Below are 18,732 nucleotides of genomic sequence, written 5' to 3'. Positions count from 1 at the left end.
CCTTGTTAAAAGGGATCAATTTAACGGTTGAACGGTCAAAGCGTTATCTGCCAGCTGCAGACGAGCCGCTTTGCCATAAAATTCGGCTGGGATTTTATCGCTCAGCCAATATTCACCTGCGATAGACACCAGTTCTGCCGTCAGGTGAGTACAAAAAATTTGTGCTTCTCGATCGCCGCTGGCGCCCGCAAGCGCACGCCCACGCATCATACCGTAAACGTGAATATTGCCGTCTGCAATCAGTTCTGCGCCCGCACTGACGTGGCTTGTAACAATCAGATCACAGTTTGGCGCATAAATGCGCTGACCGGAACGAACCGGCAGATCAATCAATCGCGTTTTTGTGACTGGGGCTACATTTTGCGCCGAAGGCGGGGGAGCGGGAACGGTTGCAGGCGTTGCGCGCGGGGATTTTTCTTTACCCTCGTTTAACAAGGGCAAACCCGCGCGTTCAATTTCGGCTTTTAACTCTGCGTCTTTACAGCCGCTTATACCCACGATGCGCAACCCCGTGGAGACGACGGCCTGCTGGAGTCGCTTCCAGTTAACCGGCCCCTCAAGGTCGCTTACATTAACGACAACAGGAGCATGCTTAAGAAAAGCGGGAGCCTGCGCGATTTTGTCTTCTAACGCCTGACGAATAACCTCGGGTTTTGCATCATGCAAATGAACCACTGATAAGGTGAAGCTACTGCCTTTAAGCTCGATGGGCGTATTTGACATCCTGGCCTTACTCAATTTGCTATTAACCGCAACACATCGCCGCGATATTCCGAAGAGTATCAGGCATGTTATAGTCAGGAGTATATTGAGGCAAGCAACCACCCATTAATTCAGAGTAAAAACATGTTTTGTGTGATCTACAGAAGTACCAGCCGCGACCAGACCTACCTTTATGTCGAAAAGAAAGACGATTTTTCCCGCGTGCCTGAGGAATTAATGAAAAGCTTTGGCCGACCGCAACTGGCGATGCTGCTGCCGCTGGACGGCCGTAAGAAGCTGGTGAACGCCGATCTGGAGAAAGTCAAAAAGGCGTTAACCGAGCAGGGCTATTATTTACAGCTTCCGCCGCCACCGGAGAATTTATTAAAACAGCATCTTGAGGTGAGCGGAAAGAAATAAGCCCGGGTCACTCCGGGAACAACTCATCAACCGATTAGGGGTCGACCATGTATCAACATCATAACTGGCAAGGTGCATTACTGGATTATCCCGTCAGCAAAGTGATCTGCGTGGGCAGCAACTATGCAAAACATATTCAGGAGATGGGCAGCGCCGTGCCGGATGAGCCGGTTCTGTTTATTAAGCCAGAAACTGCACTGTGCGATATTCGCCAGCCGCTGGTTCTGCCGCAGGGGCTGGGCTCGGTGCATCATGAAGTGGAGCTGGCGGTGCTGATCGGCGCGACGCTGCGCCAGGCGACCGAAGAGCATGTAGAGAAAGCGATTGCGGGTTACGGTGTCGCGCTCGACCTGACCCTGCGCGACGTCCAGAGCAAAATGAAGAAAGCGGGGCAGCCGTGGGAAAAAGCCAAGGGCTTTGACAATTCATGCCCGATTTCCGGTTTCGTTCCGGTGAGTGAATTTACCGACGATCCGCAGAATACGCCCCTCAGCCTGAAGGTCAACGGCGAGATCCGCCAGCAGGGGACGACCGCTGACATGATCCATAAGATCGTTCCGCTGATTGCCTACATGAGCCGCTTCTTCACCCTGAAACCCGGCGACGTGATCCTTACCGGCACTCCGGAAGGTGTGGGGCCGCTGCACAGTGGCGACGAGCTGGACGTCAGTTTTAACGGCCTGTCGCTGAAAACCCGCGTGCTGTAAAAGCACCTTGCCGCCTGAAAAGGGCGGCAAAACTTGCATCAACGTGCCAGACTCGTTATAAGGTGCGCTCTATTTTGACGTGTGGACATCCCGATGAACGACATTCCTTTCTGGCAAAGCAAAACTCTCGACGACATGACCGACGCGGAGTGGGAATCGTTGTGTGACGGCTGTGGGCAGTGCTGCCTGCATAAGCTGATGGATGAAGATTCGGATGAGATCTATTTCACCAACGTAGCCTGCAAGCAGTTAAACATCAAAACCTGCCAGTGCCGCAACTACGAGCGACGTTTCGACTATGAGCCGGATTGCATCAAGTTAACCCGTGAAAATCTGCCGACCTTTGAGTGGCTGCCGCATACCTGCGCGTATCGCCTGCTGGCGGAAGGTAAAGATCTGCCCACATGGCATCCGCTGTTGACGGGGTCGAAAGCGGCGATGCACGGCGAGCGTATTTCCGTGCGCCACATTGCGGTGAAAGAGTCCGAGGTGCAGGACTGGGAAGACCACATTATGAATCACCCTAATCGGTGATAATAAAAAACCCGCCGAGGCGGGTTTTTTATTGTGCGCAATTTTGTCGGGTGGCGCTGCGCTTACCCGACCTACAAAACTGACGTTGCCGTTTCGCTTTTACCTTCCAAAAAGATCGCGTTTCTTTGGCTTGAACGGCTGGGCAATCAGCACCAGCAGGGCTACCACGAAGTAGGCGACAAAAATGCCCACCAGCCACTGCGGCATCTCCAGCGTCAGAAACTCCCACTGGCGTACAGAGCAGTCACCGGAGGCCACAAACACTTGCGGCAGCCATTTATCCAGCGGCAGCCAGCTCGGGAAGCGGGCGGCAAAGTCGCAGGTCATAAACGGCGACGGGTGAAGCTGCATCTGGGTGTGCTCCCAGGCAAGCGCAATCCCTTTCCCGGCGCTGTACAGCCAGATGGCAATTGCGGCATAGCGTAACGGTGTTTTAGGTGCAATCGCACCTACCAGACCCGCGCCCATAATGCCGAACAGCGCACAACGCTCATAAATACACAGGACGCAAGGTTTCAGCCCCATCACATGCTGAAACCACAGCGCGACCATTTCCAGCGCAAAGGCGGTCAGGGCCATCAACAACCACGCTCCGCGACCGCGTGAGCACTGGTTCAAAAATCGCAACATAATCATTTCCCTGGAACATGCTTAGACAGCGCAGTGTAAACGAATTTTAATGCGCCGCAAGTATACCTGCTTGCAACAACCATTGCGTACAGGGAACGAGAGTAATTTTGATGCACAGCAAACCAACAAGGGTAAGCACCAGCGTGTACGGCAGCGCCATCCAGACCATTCTTCCATAAGAAAGTCGTATGAGTGGCGCCAGCGCCGAGGTCAGCAGGAAGAGGAAGGCCGCCTGACCGTTCGGGGTTGCCACGGAGGGGAGGTTGGTTCCAGTGTTGATCGCCACCGCCAGCAGCTCGAACTGTTCACTGCTGACAATCCCTTGCTCCATCGCGGCTTTGGCCTCATTGATGTATACCGTCCCGACAAAGACGTTATCGGATATAGAAGACAACAGACCGTTAAACAAATAGAACAGCGTTAGCTGCGAATCTGGCGTGGCCTGAAGCACAAACGCGATGATTGGCGCGAACAGATGTTGGTCAATAATCACCGCCACGACGGCGAAAAACACCGCCAGCAGGGCGGTAAACGGCAGCGCTTCGGTAAAGGCTTTTCCGATAGCATGTTCGTCCGTGACGCCGCTCAGGCTGGTTGCAAGAATAATTACCGACAGACCAATCAGCCCCACCTCGGCAAGGTGGAAGGCCAGCGCAGCGATAAGCCACACGCCGATGATGCCCTGTGCAATCAGGCGCAGCGTCTCCTGGCGCGTGCGTTGTTTGCGGCTCTGCTCGTCAAACTTATGCAGCTCCTGACGGACCTGATCGGGCAACTTCGCGCCATACCCAAAAAGGTTGAATTTTTCGACCAGCACGCAGGTCGCTAAGCCGCAGATCAGAACGGGCACGCTGACCGGCGCCATGCGCAGGAAAAATTCGCCAAAATGCCACTCAGCCGCTTTGGCGATAATCAGGTTTTGCGGCTCTCCGACCATTGTCATCACGCCCCCCAGCGCCGTCCCCACGCCCGCATGCATCATCAGGCTGCGCAGAAACGCGCGGAACTGCTCGAGCACATCGCGGTTGTGCGCCTCAACGTGGCTGTCGTCCTGTAAGTTATCGCCAGGACGAGACGAGGCGACCCGGTGGTAAATACCGTAAAAGCCGACGGCGACGCTGATCACCACAGCCACAACCGTCAGCGCATCCAGGAAGGCAGAGAGGAAAGCCGCGGCGAGGCAAAACGCCAGCGAGAGCAGCGTTTTCGACGGAATGCTCAGCAGCAGACGGGTGAAGATAAACAGCAGAAGCTGCTTCATAAAGTAGATCCCCGCCACCATGAAGATCAGCAGTAGCAGGACTTCAAGATTCGACGCAATCTCGTTTTTAACATGCTCCGCGCTGGTCATTCCAATGACCACGGCTTCCAGCGCCAGCAGCCCGCCGGGCAGCAGCGGATAGCACTTCAATGCCATCGCCAGGGTAAAGATAAACTCGGCGACCAACATCCACCCGGCAACGAAGGGATCCAGCAAAAAGATAACGGGATTAACGACCAGGAATACCAGTAGAGTGAGTTTGTACCAGTCAGGTGACTGACCTAAAAAGTTGCGCCACAGCGCGCGCCCAAATGAAATTTCCACGACAGACGTCCTTTCCCCGTCAAATAAGACAAGACATCAGTATACGCAAAAACGGCGGCGGAGAGGGGGATAAAGCCATTTTGTAAATTTCATAAAAATGAAACGGCGATCCCTCTTTTCTGTCTCTGCTGCGCTATCTGCCTCTGCGCGCCTCTGGTATGATGAGTGCAATTTGCTAAAGCTGTGTAATGGAAATCTCACTATGGTCATTAAGGCGCAGAGCCCGGCGGGTTTCGCGGAAGAGTACATCATTGAAAGCATCTGGAATAATCGTTTCCCTGCGGGATCAATTCTACCTGCTGAACGCGAACTCTCTGAACTGATTGGCGTCACCCGTACCACGCTGCGAGAAGTGCTCCAGCGTCTGGCGCGCGATGGCTGGTTGACGATACAGCATGGCAAACCCACTAAGGTGAATAACTTCTGGGAAACGTCCGGGCTGAATATTCTGGAAACGCTGGCGCGTCTCGATCACGAAAGCGTACCGCAGCTGATTGACAATCTGCTTTCGGTGCGCACCAACATCGCTACCATTTTCATCCGCACCGCGTTTCGTCAGCATCCTGAAGATGCGCTGAAGGTGCTTGCCACCGCCAATGAGGTGGAAGACCACGCGGACGCCTTTGCGACCCTCGACTACAACGTGTTCCGCGGTCTGGCGTTTGCTTCCGGCAATCCGGTTTACGGTCTGATCCTGAATGGAATGAAAGGGTTATATACACGCATTGGTCGTCACTACTTTGCCAACCCTGAAGCCCGCAGCCTGGCGCTCGGCTTCTACCATAAACTGAGCAAGCTCTGCACCGAAGGGCTGCACGATCAGGTCTATGAAACGGTGCGTCGTTATGGCCACGACTCCGGTGAAATCTGGCACCGAATGCAGAAAACCCTGCCGGGTGATTTAGCGATTCAGAGTCGCTGAAATAAAAAACCTCTCGATTGAGAGGTTTTTTTCGCCCGGTGGCGCTTCGCTTACCGGGCAAAAAAACTACAACGTATTCAACCGCGCCGGACACCGCTCCAGCAGCTCCACGCTGCCATCTTCATTCTGCTGCTCCAGCGACACGTCAAATCCCCACAGGCGATGCACATGCTTCAGCACTTCCTTACGCCCCTTATCCAGCGGCGCGCGGTTGTGAGGGATATAGCGCAGCGTCAAAGAGCGGTCACCGCGCAGATCCACATTCCAGACCTGAATGTTCGGTTCAAGATTGCTCAGGTTGTACTGAGACGACAGGCGCGAGCGGATCTCACGATAGCCCTCTTCGTTGTGGATCGCAGAGATCTCCAGGTAGTTGTTGCGGTCATCATCCAGTACGGTGAAGAAGCGGAAATCACGCATGATCTTCGGCGACATGAACTGGCTGATAAAGCTCTCATCCTTAAAATCACGCATCGCGAAGTGCAGCGTTTCCAGCCAGTCAGAACCGGCAATATCCGGGAACCAGTATTTGTCCTCTTCGGTGGGCGACTGGCAGATACGCTTGATATCCTGGAACATGGCAAAGCCGAGTGCGTACGGGTTAATGCCGCTGTACCACGGGCTGTTATACGCTGGCTGGAATACCACGTTGGTGTGGCTGTGCAGAAACTCCATCATAAACCGCTCGGTGACTTTTCCTTCGTCATACAGGTGGTTAAGAATGGTGTAGTGCCAGAAGGTCGCCCAGCCTTCGTTCATCACCTGGGTCTGCTTCTGAGGATAGAAATACTGGCTCACCTTGCGCACGATGCGCAAGATCTCACGCTGCCACGGCTCCAGCAATGGGGCGTTCTTCTCCATAAAGTAGAGCAGGTTTTCCTGCGGCTCGGAAGGGTAACGACGCGCCTCGGCGACGGTTTTCTCCTCCTCACGTTTCGGCAGGGTGCGCCACAGCATATTCACCTGGCTTTGCAGATACTCCTCGCGGCTCTTCTGCCGGGCTTTCTCTTCCTGCAATGAGATCTTCTGCGGACGCTTATAGCGGTCAACGCCGTAATTCATCAGCGCGTGGCAGGAGTCCAGCAGCTTCTCTACCTCGTCCACGCCGTAGCGCTCTTCGCAGTCGGTAATGTATTTGCGGGCGAAGATCAGGTAATCGACGATGGAGCTGGCGTCCGTCCAGCTGCGGAACAGATAGTTATTTTTGAAGAACGAGTTATGTCCATAGCAAGCGTGCGCCATCACCAGCGCCTGCATGGTAATGGTGTTCTCCTCCATCAGATAGGCAATACACGGGTTAGAGTTAATAACGATTTCATACGCCAGCCCCTGCTGTCCGTGCTTATACAGTCGCTCCGTTTCAATGAATTTTTTACCAAACGACCAGTGCGGATAGTTAATCGGCATCCCGACGCTGGAGTAAGCGTCCATCATCTGTTCCGAGGTGATGACTTCAATCTGATGGGGATAGGTGTCCAGACGATAGAGTTTGGCCACCCGGTCGATCTCCGCCAGGTAGACATCCAGCAACTCGAAGGTCCAGTCGGGTCCATCGCTCAGACGGGTGCTGTCCCTTGACATGGAATCTAGTGTAGCCATTAGCGCGCCCTCGTTGTTGGTCGCTCTCTCTGACTGGAGAGCCTCCTTTCAAGCATAGATCACCCCATTCAAATACGCGGGGCGCAGAAATTTTTTCTTTGCGATTTCCCGTTTTCGATACGGCAAAAAAAGCGGTGCTCGCAGAATTTTCTACTGGTTAAAAATAACGCGCAGCAGGAGATCCCAAATAAGCGCCATCCCCTGATACAGCGGGATATGTGAGTTGAGTCACCATAAAAAAGTCATATGTTGAATAATATTTTCAGCTAGGTTATCAATCTGTAATTAGATGATTGTTCTTTTGCTCATAATGGAGTGGCTATGCGTGTTGTCATACTGGGAAGTGGTGTCGTTGGCGTAACCAGCGCCTGGTATTTAAGTCAGGCGGGACATGAGGTTACCGTTATCGATCGCGAATCCGGTCCGGCGCTGGAAACCAGTGCGGCGAATGCGGGGCAGATCTCCCCGGGCTACGCTGCGCCGTGGGCGGCCCCGGGCGTTCCGCTGAAGGCGATCAAATGGATGTTTCAGCGACATGCGCCGCTGGCGATAAGCCTTGACGGCACACAGTTCCAGCTTAAGTGGATGTGGCAGATGCTGCGCAACTGCGATACCCGCCACTACATGGAAAACAAAGGGCGCATGGTGCGCCTCGCAGAATACAGCCGCGATTGCCTGAAAGCGCTGCGTTCCTCAACGGGGATCGAATATGAAGGGCGCCAGGGCGGCACACTTCAGCTGTTCCGTACCGCGCAACAGTATGAAAACGCGACCCGCGATATCGCCGTGCTTGAAGATGCGGGCGTACCGTATCAGCTGCTGGAAGCCAGCCAACTTGCCCAGGTGGAGCCAGCACTTGCCGAGGTCGCGCACAAGCTGACGGGCGGCCTGCGTTTACCGAACGATGAAACCGGCGACTGCCAGCTTTTCACCCAGCGTCTGGCGCGCATGTGTGAGCAGGCCGGGGTGAAATTCCGCTTCAACACCTCTGTCGACAAGCTGCTGTCGGAAGGGGAGAAGATTTACGGCGTGAAGTGTGGAGAAGAGGTGATCAAAGCCGATGCTTACGTGATGGCGTTCGGATCCTATTCTACCGCGATGCTGAAAGGGATCCTGGATATCCCGGTCTATCCGCTGAAAGGCTACTCCCTGACCATTCCCGTGAAAGAGGACAGCGGCGCGCCAGTATCAACCATTCTTGATGAAACCTACAAAATCGCCATCACCCGTTTCGATAACCGGATCCGCGTCGGCGGCATGGCGGAAATCGTGGGCTTCAATACCGAACTGCTCAAACCACGTCGTGAAACGTTGGAGATGGTCGTCGGCGATCTCTTCCCGCGCGGCGGTTTCATTGAGCAGGCGACGTTCTGGACCGGCCTGCGTCCAATGACCCCGGACGGCACGCCGATTGTGGGCCGTACGCCATACAAAAATCTGTGGACAAATACCGGCCACGGTACGCTTGGCTGGACCATGGCCTGCGGTTCGGGCCAGCTGCTTAGCGACCTGATTTCCGGGCGGACGCCGGCAATTCCGTTTGACGATTTAAGCGCCGCACGCTATCAATCAGGGTTTACCCCCTCGCGTCCACAACACCTGCACGGCGCGCATAATTAAGGAGTCGTCATGTCCCGTCCCATTCTGGCCCAGCTGGATTTGCAGGCGCTGAAGGATAACCTGCAAATTGTTCGTCGTGCTGCGCCGGGTTCTCGTGTCTGGTCGGTGGTGAAAGCCAACGCCTACGGTCATGGTATCGACCGTATCTGGAGTGCGCTCGGCGCCACCGACGGTTTTGCCTTGCTGAATCTGGAAGAGGCCATCCTGCTGCGTGAGCGCGGCTGGAAAGGACCGATCCTGCTGCTGGAAGGATTCTTCCATGCGCAAGATCTGCCTCTGCTGGATAAGTACCGCCTGACGACCAGCGTTCACAGTAACTGGCAGATCAAGGCCATTCAGGACGCGAAGCTGCATGCCCCGCTGGATATCTATCTCAAAGTGAACAGCGGTATGAATCGTCTGGGCTTCCAGCCTGAACGTGTGCACACGGTCTGGCAGCAGCTTCGTGCGCTGAAAAACGTCGGTGAGATGACGCTGATGGCGCATTTTGCCGATGCGGAAAAGCCGGACGGCATTGCCGATGCTATGGTCCGCATTGAGCAGGCGGCAGAAGGGCTGGACTGTCCGCGCTCGCTGTCGAACTCAGCGGCAACGCTCTGGCATCCCGAGGCGCATTACAACTGGGTGCGCCCAGGGATCGTTCTGTACGGCGCGTCACCCTCAGGTCAGTGGCAGGATATCGCCAACAGCGGCCTGAAGCCGGTGATGACGTTACGAAGCGAAATTATCGGCGTGCAAACCCTGAAAGCGGGCGATACGGTGGGCTATGGCAGCCGCTATCGGGCAGCGGGCGAACAGCGTATCGGTATCGTGGCGGGGGGCTATGCAGATGGTTATCCGCGCATCGCCCCAAGCGGCACGCCGGTGTGGGTCGATGGCGTGCGTACGGGCACGGTAGGCACCGTCTCAATGGACATGTTGGCTATTGATTTGACGCCATGTCCTCAGGCGGGGATCGGCTCACCGGTTGAGCTGTGGGGCAACGAGGTTAAAATTGATGATGTGGCCGCTGCGGCGGGCACTGTCGGGTATGAACTGATGTGCGCGCTGGCGTCAAGAGTGCCTGTTGTGACGGTGTAACATGTGTGTGCCGGGTGGCGGCTTCGCCTTACCCGGCCTACAAAAGCCCGAACGTAGGCCGGGTAAGCGTTAGCGCCACCCGGCAAAAAAGCAGCTACTCCGCCTCCTCCTCCATCGGCCTTACGCCGACTTTGCGCACCGCGTTATCCTCTTTCTCGGCCACCGTCCAGACCATCCCGGCAAACTCCACCTGGTCACCGACGACCGGTGCAGCCCCTAATAATTGCTGAATAATCTCGCCCAGTGTTTGCTGGTTATCGCGATTCTCCAGTCCTCCCTCCAGGCCATAAATCAGCGCCACATCCGCAAAGCGGGCGCTGGCTTCGAGGATAAAATCGCCGAAGAAACGCTGATCCAGCGCCACCGGGGGCGACTGGCTGAACAGCTTGCCAAGGGCAGGCAGGTCGCGCTCGCGGCCAATCACGCAGAGGATATCGTTCTCTCGCAGCCGCGTGCTGCCGGTCGGGTGAAGCAGGGCGTTATCCCGGAACAGGGCGGCAATACGCGTTTCAGCGGGCATATGCAGATCGCGTAGCGAAGCACCCACGCACCACTTATCGGCGCTTAGCTGATAGACAAACTGTTCCCACGGGTTGTCTGGGTGAATATCCAGCCCCACGCGGGAGACCGGCCAGCCAACGGGCGGTACCACCACTTTGGCTTTTTTCGCCGCCCAGCCCAGCGACGTCCCCTGGAACAGCAGCGATACCAGCACCACGAAGAAGGCGACGTTGAAGAACAGACGAGCGTTGTCCAGCCCGGCCATCATCGGGAAAACCGCCAGGATAATCGGCACCGCGCCGCGCAGCCCCACCCAACTGATAAATATCCGCTCACGCAGGTTAAACCCGCGGAACGGCAGCAGCCCGGCAAACACCGACAGCGGACGGGCGATGAAGATCATCCAGGCCGACAAAAGCAGCGCTGGCACGACGATAGGCAGCAGGTCGGAAGGCGTCACCAGCAGGCCCAGCACCAGGAACATGGCGATCTGTGCCAGCCAGGCCAGCCCGTCAAAGTTTTGCAGTATCGCATAACGGTTACGAATCGGTCGGTTGCCCAGCAGGAATCCACAGAGGTAAACCGCCAGAATACCGCTGCCGTCCAGCGCGGTGGTGACGGCAAAGATCAGGATCCCGCCGCTCAGGGCCAGCAGCGGGTAAAGGCCGGAAGGCAGCGTAATACGGTTGATTGTCTGCTGTAACAGGTAACCGCCGCCGAGACCAATGATAATCCCGAGGCCAAACTGCTGGAGGATGTGCCAGGCGAACATCCAGCTCAGGCCAGTTTCGTGCTGCTGGATCATCTCAATCAGGGTGATGGTCAGGAACACCGCCATCGGATCGTTGCTGCCGGATTCAATCTCAAGCGTGGAGCCAACGCGCTCGTTCAGCCCCTTGCCGCCGAGCAGCGAGAACACCGCCGCCGCATCGGTAGAGCCGACAATCGCGCCAATAAGCAGGCCTTCCATCATATCGAGGTTAAACAGCCAGGCTGCCATCATACCGGTCAGGCCGGAGGTGATTAGCACGCCGACGGTAGCCAGAGACAGCGCCGGGCCTAAGGCAACGCGAAACGAACTTGCCTGGGTGCGCATGCCGCCGTCCAGCAAGATCACCGCCAGCGCGAGGTTACTTACCATATAGGCGAAAGGGTAATTATCGAAGGGGATACCGCCGATTCCGTCAACCCCCGCCAGCATGCCGATAGCCAGGAAAATGACAAGAATAGGTATGCCAAGGCGCGATGAAAATGAACTTAATAAAATGCTGAAGGTTACCAGGATGGAACCCAGAATGAAAAGACTGATTATCGCTGTGGCACTCAATGTCGTCTTACTCCCACCTCAATGTGAACGCTGTTATTAAAACCCTAACATATTAACAACTGTATCTGCGTTTTATTGAGGGGGAATAACGGCTTTTTTATGCCTTTAAGACCGGATGACCGCTGATTGTTAACCGACTGCCTGAATTACCGTGTGCAAGGTGCGCCCGGGCACCCAGTGGCAAGGTAACGGTTTGCTGCTCATGGCCGAAATTCAGACCGGCGATCACCGGAATATCCAGCCGGGAACGAATGAAATCGACCATCGTCTCCAGCGTGTAGCCCGCGTCGTAATCGTTGGGGGCTGACCCGCTGAAACTGCCCAGCACAATGGCCGACTGCCGATCCAGGATCCCGGCGTGATAAAGCTGTAACAGCATGCGTTCGACGCGGAACGGGTGTTCGTTGATATCTTCCAGCACCAGAATGCCGTCCTCGATCTGCGGCAGCCACGGTGTCCCAATCAGCGATACCAGCATCGCGAGGTTTCCGCCCCACAGCTGCCCTTCACATTCCCAGTGCGGTCCGTTGCCTTGCCACTCGACGGTAAACGTCGGGTTTTGCAGGGCGCGCCAGAAATGGTCCTGCGTAAACGCATCCAGCTCCGGCGCACCAAAGTTGCCGGCCAGCATCGGGCCGCTAAAGGTAATGACGTTATGCAACGCCAGCAGGCCGAGCTGGATCGCCGTGAAATCGCTGTGTCCGCAGATTAACAGCGGATCCTGCTGCTGGCGTGCGGCCAGCCCGGCCCAGTCGATGCTCTCCAGCAGTCGGCTTGCGCCATAGCCGCCGCGCACGGCCAGCACAATAGTGTTTTCACCTTCCAGCGTCGCCAGGCTGTTGATATCGCTCAGTCTCTGCGCCTCCGTACCGGCAAAACGCTGCATGCGGCGGGGGATAATTGTCTGATTTTCTACCTGATGGCCCATTTCCAGCAGGCGCTGAACGCCCCGCTGTGCCGCCTCCTGGTTGATGCAGTAGCCCGACGGTGCGATGAGATGAAACTGAGGCATGGCAATTCCTTGCTGAATGAGAATCTAATTGTCTATATCATGCCGCTTATACGCCGCCTGCTTCAAGGGGCGACGTACCGCGATGACCGGCTATAAGGATAGATGACGTGAAATTGAGATGGTTTGCTTTTTTGATTGTGTTGCTCGCTGGCTGTAGTTCAAAACATGATTATAAAAATCCCCCCTGGAATCCTGAAGTCCCGGTAAAGCGGGCCATGCAGTGGATGCCGATCAGCGAACAAGCCGGGAAGGCCTGGGGCGTGAGCCCGCGCCTGATCACCGCGATCATCGCCGTGGAGTCCGGCGGTAACCCGACGCTGGTGAGTAAATCGAATGCGGTGGGGCTGATGCAGTTAAAAGCCTCTACGGCGGGAAGAGAGGTCTATCGCTACATGGGCTGGAAGGGACAGCCATCCACCAGCGAGCTGAAAAACCCGGAACGTAATATCTCTATGGGAACCGCTTACCTGAGCATTCTGGAGCATGGCATTCTGAAGGGGATTGACGATCCGGAAGTGATGCAATATGCGCTGGTGGTGTCGTACGTTAACGGAGCTGGCGCGCTCCTCCGAACCTTCTCATCCGATCGCAAAGAGGCGATAGAAGAGATTAACGATATGGATAAAGATGAATTCTTCGAACACGTTGTGAAGAATCATCCGTCAGCACAGGCTCCACGTTATATCTGGAAAGTACAGAAAGCAATGGACGCCATGTAACGTCTTTGTCGGGCGGCAGCACGCTGCCCGACGCCTTTCAGCGCACTTTATTCGCGCGTTCCCGCGCTTCACGCTCCAGTGAAAAAATGATGCGCTGTAGTTCGCGCTCGGCGCCTGGCCCGACATTCAGAAAGCGAAAACTCAGTCGCGGCGTGGTAATGGTTTCGTTTTTGCCGTCCACCACCTTGCGCTCGCTGATGGCAATCAGCTGGGCGTCAAACCAGAAGCGTCCCCATCCGCCCATATCCAGCTCGATCTGACTAAAACGCATACCTTCCACCAGCCCTTCCGGCTTCGGCATATCCATCAACGCTCCCATGCCGCCCAGCGACAGGTCGAAGAGACGAAAGCGGATCTCTTTTTTGTCCGGCATTTTCGCCTTACAGAAGTAGGCCGGGTGAAGCGGGGCGCTGATGCGAAAATACTCGCGGCGCTGCACGAACCAGAGATTAGCGGGCAGGGGGGTGATAAACGCAGGCAAACCCTGGTACACGATCGTGGTCAGGCGAGGCAGTATAAACTCGACTTTAGCCCCCTGCGTTTCGGCCATCACCGAGAGGTTTTCTGCCTGTAGCGCGGCACGGTTTTCATCGCTCTGGCTACCCAGATCCACGATCAGGTGTTCTGCCGTCACGTCCAGGATCTTGCTGATAAACTGGCTGGTTGACCAGTTGATGCGCAGCGGCACCTCGCCCTTTTTCAGGTCGCGTAACACCCCTAATACAGCCAGCGGATTTTGTTTCAGGAACTGCTCACTGTAGCTACTCACGCCAGATGGCTCCTCGATAGATGACAGACTGTCTCTGGGTTATCGGCACGCTGGCATGAAACTTAATACAAACGATCTGTTTTTCTCCGCTGATATTGATTTGGTAATAAAAATGATAATAATTGTCGTTCCCAATATCATCTAATAATAAGACGACACTATGAGCACCTCACGTTTTGCGTTATGCGCGTTGGCAGGCGCCGTCACGCTGGCATTGCAGACACAGGCTTTCGCAGAAGAACCCAACATCGTGGTAACCGGTACAGAGCAGGGCAGCGCGCTCCCTGCCTGGACCAATAGCGCCACGAAATCAGCCGTCGCGGAAAGTAAAACGCCGCAGGTGATCAACACCATCGCCGCTAAAGAGATTGAGCAGCGGCACGCCAGTTCGGTAAACGAGATCCTGCGCTATGCGCCGGGCGTTTCCACGGAGGTGCGCGGGAGCACCTCTTACATGAGCGAGTACAAAATCCGCGGGTTCAACGTTGATCAGGAGTTCTACAACGGCCTGCAACTTCCCTATAACGTCACCGGGAACACCAAAGCGCGAATCGATCCGCTGCTGATTGAGAGCGTCGATATCCTGAAGGGGCCGTCATCCGTGCTGTATGGCGGCGGCTCCCCGGGTGGGCTGGTCAATATTCAGAGTAAAAAGCCGCAGAAAGAGGCGAAAACGGAACTGGGCTTTAATACCGGAAACCGCAATCTGAAAGAGGGGTACCTGGATTCCACGGGGCAGATCGCGAACAGCGACTGGAACTATCGTCTGCTGGGCAAAGCAACGGAAAGTGACGAACAGGCGCACACCACGCGCTATGAAAACTATCTGGTGGCCCCCTCCGTGACCTGGCAGCCGGATGACAAAACGCGCCTGACCATTGACGCGCTGGCGCAAAATACGCCGAGCCTGACGCCGTCTGATCCGATGCCGCTAAGCTATCTGCGGTCTAAATACGCCGATCGTCGTGACTATGCCGGGGATGAGTGGAGCGGCTTCAAACAGCGCCAGTGGATGCTGGGCTACAGCTTTGAGCATGAGTTTGACAGTGGCTGGGGCTTTAACCAGAAAGCGCGCTACTTTGACGTGGATACCCACCAGCGCAGCGCCTATTCCACCGGGACGGGCAGCGAGGTCTACCAGCTTAACCGCTTCGCCTATACCACGGATGAAGATTTGCAGAGCTTCAACATTGATAACCAGGTTACCCGAACCGTCGCGCTGGGGGACTGGCAACATCATCTGCTGGCGGGCTTTGACTACCAGAAGCTGAACTCTCACTTCCATTATCGTTACGCCTCGTCCACACCGGGTATCGATATGCGCAATCCGGATCACTCGCAGATCGATAACGATGCGCTGGGGCTTTACACCGCGCAGAAAAACCGTCTCAGCTATCAGCAGAATGGCTATTACCTCCAGGATCAGATTGCGTTTGGCGGGCTGAACGTGCTGGCCAGCCTGCGCTATGACGACTACCGTTCCGTCACCACCAACTATCTGCAAAACGGTGACAAAGCCTGGGTATCGCAGGATCGCCTCACCAAACGACTGGGCGCGCTTTATGCCTTCGACAATGGTCTCTCGCCGTTTATCAGCTATTCGGAAGGTTTCGCACCGGTATCGCCGCAGGGTACGCTGACCGCGAAAGACGTTAAGCCCACCACCAGTAAGCAGGTGGAGGGTGGGGTGAAATATCTGCTGGCGGAATATGCAACTACCTTCACCGCCTCGGTGTTTAACATTCGTCAGAAAAATGTGGTGACCAGCGATCCGGGCTTCCTCAACTACCGACAGACCGGGGAAGTGGAATCGAAAGGCGCGGAGCTTTCCGCTATTAGTCGTCCAACGGATAACCTGACGCTGATTGCCAATTATGCCTACACCCACGCCATCAATACCGAAGATGACAAGTACCAGGGCAAACGACCGACGCAGGTCCCTGAGAACGCCTTTAATCTGTGGGGAGATTACACCTTTGACAGCACGCCGCTGAGAGGGTTAGCGCTGGGGGCTGGTGCACGCTACACCGGGCCGATGGAGATCTCGCCAGCCAATGATGCAGGCAAGCTGGGCGGTACGACGCAGTACGATCTGGCGGCATCTTACCGCATGGGCGAACTGGCGCCATCGCTGGAGGGGCTGACGCTGAAAGCGAGCGCGCAGAACGTCACCAACAAAGAGACGCTCACCTGCTATGACGCGACCAACTGCTGGATAGGCCGCGACCGCACCTTCCAGGTCGGGGCGAACTACAGCTTCTGAAAAAAGCCCGGTGGCGCTACCGCACTGAACAGTCCCCTCGCCCCTCCGGGGAGAGGGTTAGGGTGAGGGGAACATACGGCGGTGGTGGTCATTCCGTTCACTTTATGTTCCTTGCTACTCTGTAACGACATGACCGGTGAACGTGCCAGGGTGGCTCAGTCGCCACCACCCTGGCGACCCGGGCTCCCGGCGGTAAATCGCCGCTTCGCGGTGCCCTCGGCTTATTCCTTCCGGCTTATCGGGTACGGGCGGAGGCAACGTCCCTGTAAAGCCGCCCTCTCGGCGCATCCCTGCGCCTCGCCCCGGCCTTCAGGAAACGCCTCAGCGATTTACAGCCGGACCAGGTCATCGCTGAAAGCTCTCAGTTATTCTGAAGGCAGCGTTATTGCTTCTGCTTTGAAATCACTGGGGAACCCTCGCCCCTTTGGGGAGAGGGTTAGGGTGAGGGGCGCTACTGCGCCGCCTGTTTAGCAGGTGCAACATCATCGTTTGCCGCAGACTGATTCTCCGGTACGCTGTCGCACGGCTTCTCTTTCGGGCAGACCATGTCCAGCATCCTGAGCGTCACACCGTTACTCCAGCCGAAACCGTCCTGCAACGGATACTCACCGCCGCCACCGCCGGTACCTGTCGAAGAGACATCGTACTTCTCAACCAGTTTCTTCTCGCGATCGTAGGTATGCTGAACGTTTTTCAGGAAACGCCAGGTCACGTCCATCGCCACTTTCTGCTGACCATAGTTCTGCAACCCTTCCACCGCTACCCACTGCAACGGCGCCCAGCCGTTCGGCGCATCCCACTGCTGCCCGCTGTTGATGGTGGTGGTAGAAATACCGCCCGGTTTCAGCAGGCGCGACGATGCGGCTGCGGCCACTTTATCGGCGCGATCCTGTGATGCGGCCTTCACATACAGCGGGAAGAGGGCCGCGGCAGTCAGCTGATTACGCACCTTCCTGGTTTTCAGATCGTAATCCGCATACCAGCCCTCTTTATCGTTCCACAGGTGGCTCTCCATGGCTTTCTGACGTGCGGAGGCCAGCGCGTCATATTTACTTGCACTTGCGGTATCCCCGTCTTCCTGGCTGGCACGGGCCAGCAGTTTTTCCATCTTAAACATCAGCGCATTCAGATCCACCGGCACGATGCTGGTGGTGCGGATGGTACCCAGCTTCTGGGGATCGTCCATCCAGCGGGAGCTGAAATCCCAGCCCGAGGCCGCGGCAGAGCGCAGATCACGGTAAATCTCGGTGGCCGGACGGTTAGGGTTATTTTTGGCGGTGGTCACGTCATCCAGCCACGACTCAGGGCGTGGCGTGTCCAGATCGTCCCAGTAGCGGTTGAGGAGGGAGCCGTCATCCAGCTTCACTACGCGTTTGTTTGCCTGACCAGGCTGGAGCCCATCAGCCCCCTCCATCCAGTAGGCATACTCCTTCTCCATCTGCGGACGGTATTTCTTCAACGCGTCGCTGTCATGCGTGGCCAACAGTTCCACCATCAAAGAAAAGAAAGGCGGCTGAGAGCGGCTCAGGTAGTAACTGCGGTTACCGTTAGGGATATGGCCCCAGGTATCAAGCTCGTATGCGAAGTTGTCCACCATGTCGCCGATCTTATCCCAGTGGCCGCTCTCGGCCAGCCCCAGCATGGTGAAATAGCTGTCCCAGTAATAGACTTCGCGGAATCGTCCTCCCGGCACGACATAGGGTTTTGGCAGAGGCAGGAGGGAGTCCCATTTGTTCGCTTTGTCGGTGGTGCGAGTCAGCACAGGCCACAGATCGTCTATGTGTTCCCGCAGGCTCTGGCCCTCAGGGGGAACATATTTCTCACCCTCCTTCGGCAGGATAAAGTTCATCTCCACGAAGTGACGCAGGTCAAAACCGGACTGGGTATGCTGCATCCGGTAATCCGCCAGGATCATCAGCGGGTCGCTTTTGGGAACGGCATCCGCGAAGGTTTTCTGATCCGGGAACAGTTTGGCGCTCTGAACGTCATTAAAGAGGGGGCCAAGAAGAATATCAGGTGAGCTTTGCTGGCTCGTTGGCTGGTCTTCAGCATAACCAAATGCGGTAACACCGAGTAGTGCGCCTGCCAACGCAAGGGGTAAAAAAGCGGGGCGTCGTGCGCGAGGTCTTATCATCGGTTCGTCTCCTGTCTTCGCTGAGCAGCGTGACCGCTGTTGTCAATTACCTGAAAACCTTAGACGAATATCGATAACTTCGCGTGGTGAATGTCCCATTTTTCGCATAACCAGAAAATTCGGGTGCGCTTTCACTACACCAGGGTTGGATTGCTTAATTTTTAACCACACCACGGAAAAGCCGGGTAAGCTTCATGCCACCCGGCTT

General features: G+C 56.0%; 15 protein-coding genes and 1 pseudogene. 8 read left to right on the top strand and 8 right to left on the bottom strand.

What is annotated here, in order from left to right:
• Positions 1 to 15: 15 nt before the first annotated feature.
• Entirely contained in the window at positions 16 to 723 is a 708-nt protein-coding gene (gene minC / locus ACQG03_RS12775; RefSeq protein WP_022648434.1) for a septum site-determining protein MinC, read from the bottom strand.
• Positions 724 to 846: 123 nt separating this feature from the next.
• On the opposite strand from minC, the gene ACQG03_RS12770 reads away from it, so the two are divergent.
• The 3 genes from ACQG03_RS12770 (at position 847) to ACQG03_RS12760 (ending at position 2,363) form a co-directional block, all read left to right on the top strand.
• Complete coding sequence (locus ACQG03_RS12770; RefSeq protein ID WP_006810982.1) at positions 847 to 1,122, top strand: YcgL domain-containing protein; 276 nt, start codon at positions 847 to 849, stop codon at positions 1,120 to 1,122.
• A gap of 47 nt (positions 1,123 to 1,169) precedes the next feature.
• Positions 1,170 to 1,829 (top strand): fumarylacetoacetate hydrolase family protein, encoded by a 660-nt coding sequence (locus ACQG03_RS12765; RefSeq protein ID WP_022648433.1) that lies wholly within the window; start codon positions 1,170 to 1,172, stop codon positions 1,827 to 1,829.
• A 93-nt stretch (positions 1,830 to 1,922) separates the two neighbouring features.
• Positions 1,923 to 2,363, top strand: coding sequence for a YcgN family cysteine cluster protein (locus ACQG03_RS12760; RefSeq protein WP_022648432.1), 441 nt, complete (start codon positions 1,923 to 1,925; stop codon positions 2,361 to 2,363).
• A gap of 99 nt (positions 2,364 to 2,462) precedes the next feature.
• Here the strand turns inward: ACQG03_RS12760 and dsbB are convergent, their stop codons facing one another.
• Positions 2,463 to 2,993, bottom strand: coding sequence for a disulfide bond formation protein DsbB (gene dsbB, locus ACQG03_RS12755; protein WP_032622423.1), 531 nt, complete (start codon positions 2,991 to 2,993; stop codon positions 2,463 to 2,465).
• 46 nt (positions 2,994 to 3,039) lie between these two features.
• Positions 3,040 to 4,578 (bottom strand): Na(+)/H(+) antiporter NhaB, encoded by a 1,539-nt coding sequence (nhaB, locus tag ACQG03_RS12750; protein ID WP_045308313.1) that lies wholly within the window; start codon positions 4,576 to 4,578, stop codon positions 3,040 to 3,042.
• A gap of 202 nt (positions 4,579 to 4,780) precedes the next feature.
• Between nhaB and fadR the strand changes: the two genes are divergently transcribed.
• A complete protein-coding gene (fadR, locus tag ACQG03_RS12745) occupies positions 4,781 to 5,500 on the top strand; it encodes a fatty acid metabolism transcriptional regulator FadR (RefSeq protein WP_015570315.1) in 720 nt (239 codons plus the stop codon).
• A 66-nt stretch (positions 5,501 to 5,566) separates the two neighbouring features.
• Here fadR and ACQG03_RS12740 read toward each other — a convergent pair whose 3' ends face one another.
• On the bottom strand, positions 5,567 to 7,099 hold the full coding sequence (locus ACQG03_RS12740) for a SpoVR family protein (RefSeq protein WP_022648429.1): 1,533 nt from the start codon (positions 7,097 to 7,099) through the stop codon (positions 5,567 to 5,569).
• A 321-nt stretch (positions 7,100 to 7,420) separates the two neighbouring features.
• Here ACQG03_RS12740 and ACQG03_RS12735 point away from each other — a divergent pair, with 321 nt between their 5' ends.
• Both ACQG03_RS12735 and dadX read left to right on the top strand, forming a co-directional pair.
• Positions 7,421 to 8,719: a D-amino acid dehydrogenase gene (locus tag ACQG03_RS12735; protein WP_022648428.1), complete on the top strand. Its 1,299-nt coding sequence runs from the start codon at positions 7,421 to 7,423 to the stop codon at positions 8,717 to 8,719.
• 9 nt (positions 8,720 to 8,728) lie between these two features.
• Positions 8,729 to 9,799, top strand: coding sequence for a catabolic alanine racemase DadX (dadX, locus tag ACQG03_RS12730; RefSeq protein ID WP_022648427.1), 1,071 nt, complete (start codon positions 8,729 to 8,731; stop codon positions 9,797 to 9,799).
• 160 nt (positions 9,800 to 9,959) lie between these two features.
• On the opposite strand, the pseudogene ACQG03_RS12725 reads toward dadX, so the two are convergent.
• Both ACQG03_RS12725 and ldcA read right to left on the bottom strand, forming a co-directional pair.
• Positions 9,960 to 11,627: pseudogene (locus ACQG03_RS12725) on the bottom strand (potassium/proton antiporter); the annotation flags it as partial.
• Positions 11,628 to 11,724: 97 nt separating this feature from the next.
• A complete protein-coding gene (gene ldcA / locus ACQG03_RS12720; RefSeq protein ID WP_063150099.1) occupies positions 11,725 to 12,639 on the bottom strand; it encodes a muramoyltetrapeptide carboxypeptidase in 915 nt (304 codons plus the stop codon).
• A 107-nt stretch (positions 12,640 to 12,746) separates the two neighbouring features.
• Here ldcA and emtA point away from each other — a divergent pair, with 107 nt between their 5' ends.
• Positions 12,747 to 13,358: a membrane-bound lytic murein transglycosylase EmtA gene (emtA, locus tag ACQG03_RS12715; RefSeq protein ID WP_022648424.1), complete on the top strand. Its 612-nt coding sequence runs from the start codon at positions 12,747 to 12,749 to the stop codon at positions 13,356 to 13,358.
• Between the two features lie 37 nt (positions 13,359 to 13,395).
• Here emtA and ycgR read toward each other — a convergent pair whose 3' ends face one another.
• Complete coding sequence (gene ycgR / locus ACQG03_RS12710) at positions 13,396 to 14,127, bottom strand: flagellar brake protein YcgR (protein ID WP_022648423.1); 732 nt, start codon at positions 14,125 to 14,127, stop codon at positions 13,396 to 13,398.
• 160 nt (positions 14,128 to 14,287) lie between these two features.
• On the opposite strand from ycgR, the gene ACQG03_RS12705 reads away from it, so the two are divergent.
• Entirely contained in the window at positions 14,288 to 16,390 is a 2,103-nt protein-coding gene (locus ACQG03_RS12705; RefSeq protein ID WP_063162950.1) for a TonB-dependent siderophore receptor, read from the top strand.
• A 451-nt stretch (positions 16,391 to 16,841) separates the two neighbouring features.
• On the opposite strand, the gene ACQG03_RS12700 is transcribed toward ACQG03_RS12705, so the two are convergent.
• The gene (locus ACQG03_RS12700) at positions 16,842 to 18,524 is read right to left on the bottom strand and encodes an alpha,alpha-trehalase (protein WP_045623225.1); all 1,683 of its coding nucleotides are present in this window, start codon (positions 18,522 to 18,524) and stop codon (positions 16,842 to 16,844) included.
• Positions 18,525 to 18,732 lie beyond the last annotated feature (208 nt).

It is taken from the genome of Enterobacter cloacae complex sp. 342H5, from assembly GCF_050030905.1.
Lineage (GTDB): Bacteria > Pseudomonadota > Gammaproteobacteria > Enterobacterales > Enterobacteriaceae > Enterobacter > Enterobacter intestinihominis.
This window is presented reverse-complemented; position numbering and strand designations above follow the sequence as displayed.

What these genes read in the sequence shown, in the direction of transcription:
- dadX (WP_022648427.1), top strand. Translation starts at nt 8,729, where the DNA reads ATGTCCCGTCCCATTCTGGCCCAGCTGGATTTGCAGGCGCTGAAGGAT.
- ACQG03_RS12760 (WP_022648432.1), top strand. Translation starts at nt 1,923, where the DNA reads ATGAACGACATTCCTTTCTGGCAAAGCAAAACTCTCGACGACATGACC.
- ACQG03_RS12740 (WP_022648429.1), bottom strand. Translation starts at nt 7,099, where the DNA reads ATGGCTACACTAGATTCCATGTCAAGGGACAGCACCCGTCTGAGCGAT.
- minC (WP_022648434.1), bottom strand. Translation starts at nt 723, where the DNA reads ATGTCAAATACGCCCATCGAGCTTAAAGGCAGTAGCTTCACCTTATCA.
- dsbB (WP_032622423.1), bottom strand. Translation starts at nt 2,993, where the DNA reads ATGTTGCGATTTTTGAACCAGTGCTCACGCGGTCGCGGAGCGTGGTTG.
- ldcA (WP_063150099.1), bottom strand. Translation starts at nt 12,639, where the DNA reads ATGCCTCAGTTTCATCTCATCGCACCGTCGGGCTACTGCATCAACCAG.
- ACQG03_RS12705 (WP_063162950.1), top strand. Translation starts at nt 14,288, where the DNA reads ATGAGCACCTCACGTTTTGCGTTATGCGCGTTGGCAGGCGCCGTCACG.
- fadR (WP_015570315.1), top strand. Translation starts at nt 4,781, where the DNA reads ATGGTCATTAAGGCGCAGAGCCCGGCGGGTTTCGCGGAAGAGTACATC.
- ACQG03_RS12700 (WP_045623225.1), bottom strand. Translation starts at nt 18,524, where the DNA reads ATGATAAGACCTCGCGCACGACGCCCCGCTTTTTTACCCCTTGCGTTG.
- ACQG03_RS12770 (WP_006810982.1), top strand. Translation starts at nt 847, where the DNA reads ATGTTTTGTGTGATCTACAGAAGTACCAGCCGCGACCAGACCTACCTT.
- ACQG03_RS12765 (WP_022648433.1), top strand. Translation starts at nt 1,170, where the DNA reads ATGTATCAACATCATAACTGGCAAGGTGCATTACTGGATTATCCCGTC.
- ACQG03_RS12735 (WP_022648428.1), top strand. Translation starts at nt 7,421, where the DNA reads ATGCGTGTTGTCATACTGGGAAGTGGTGTCGTTGGCGTAACCAGCGCC.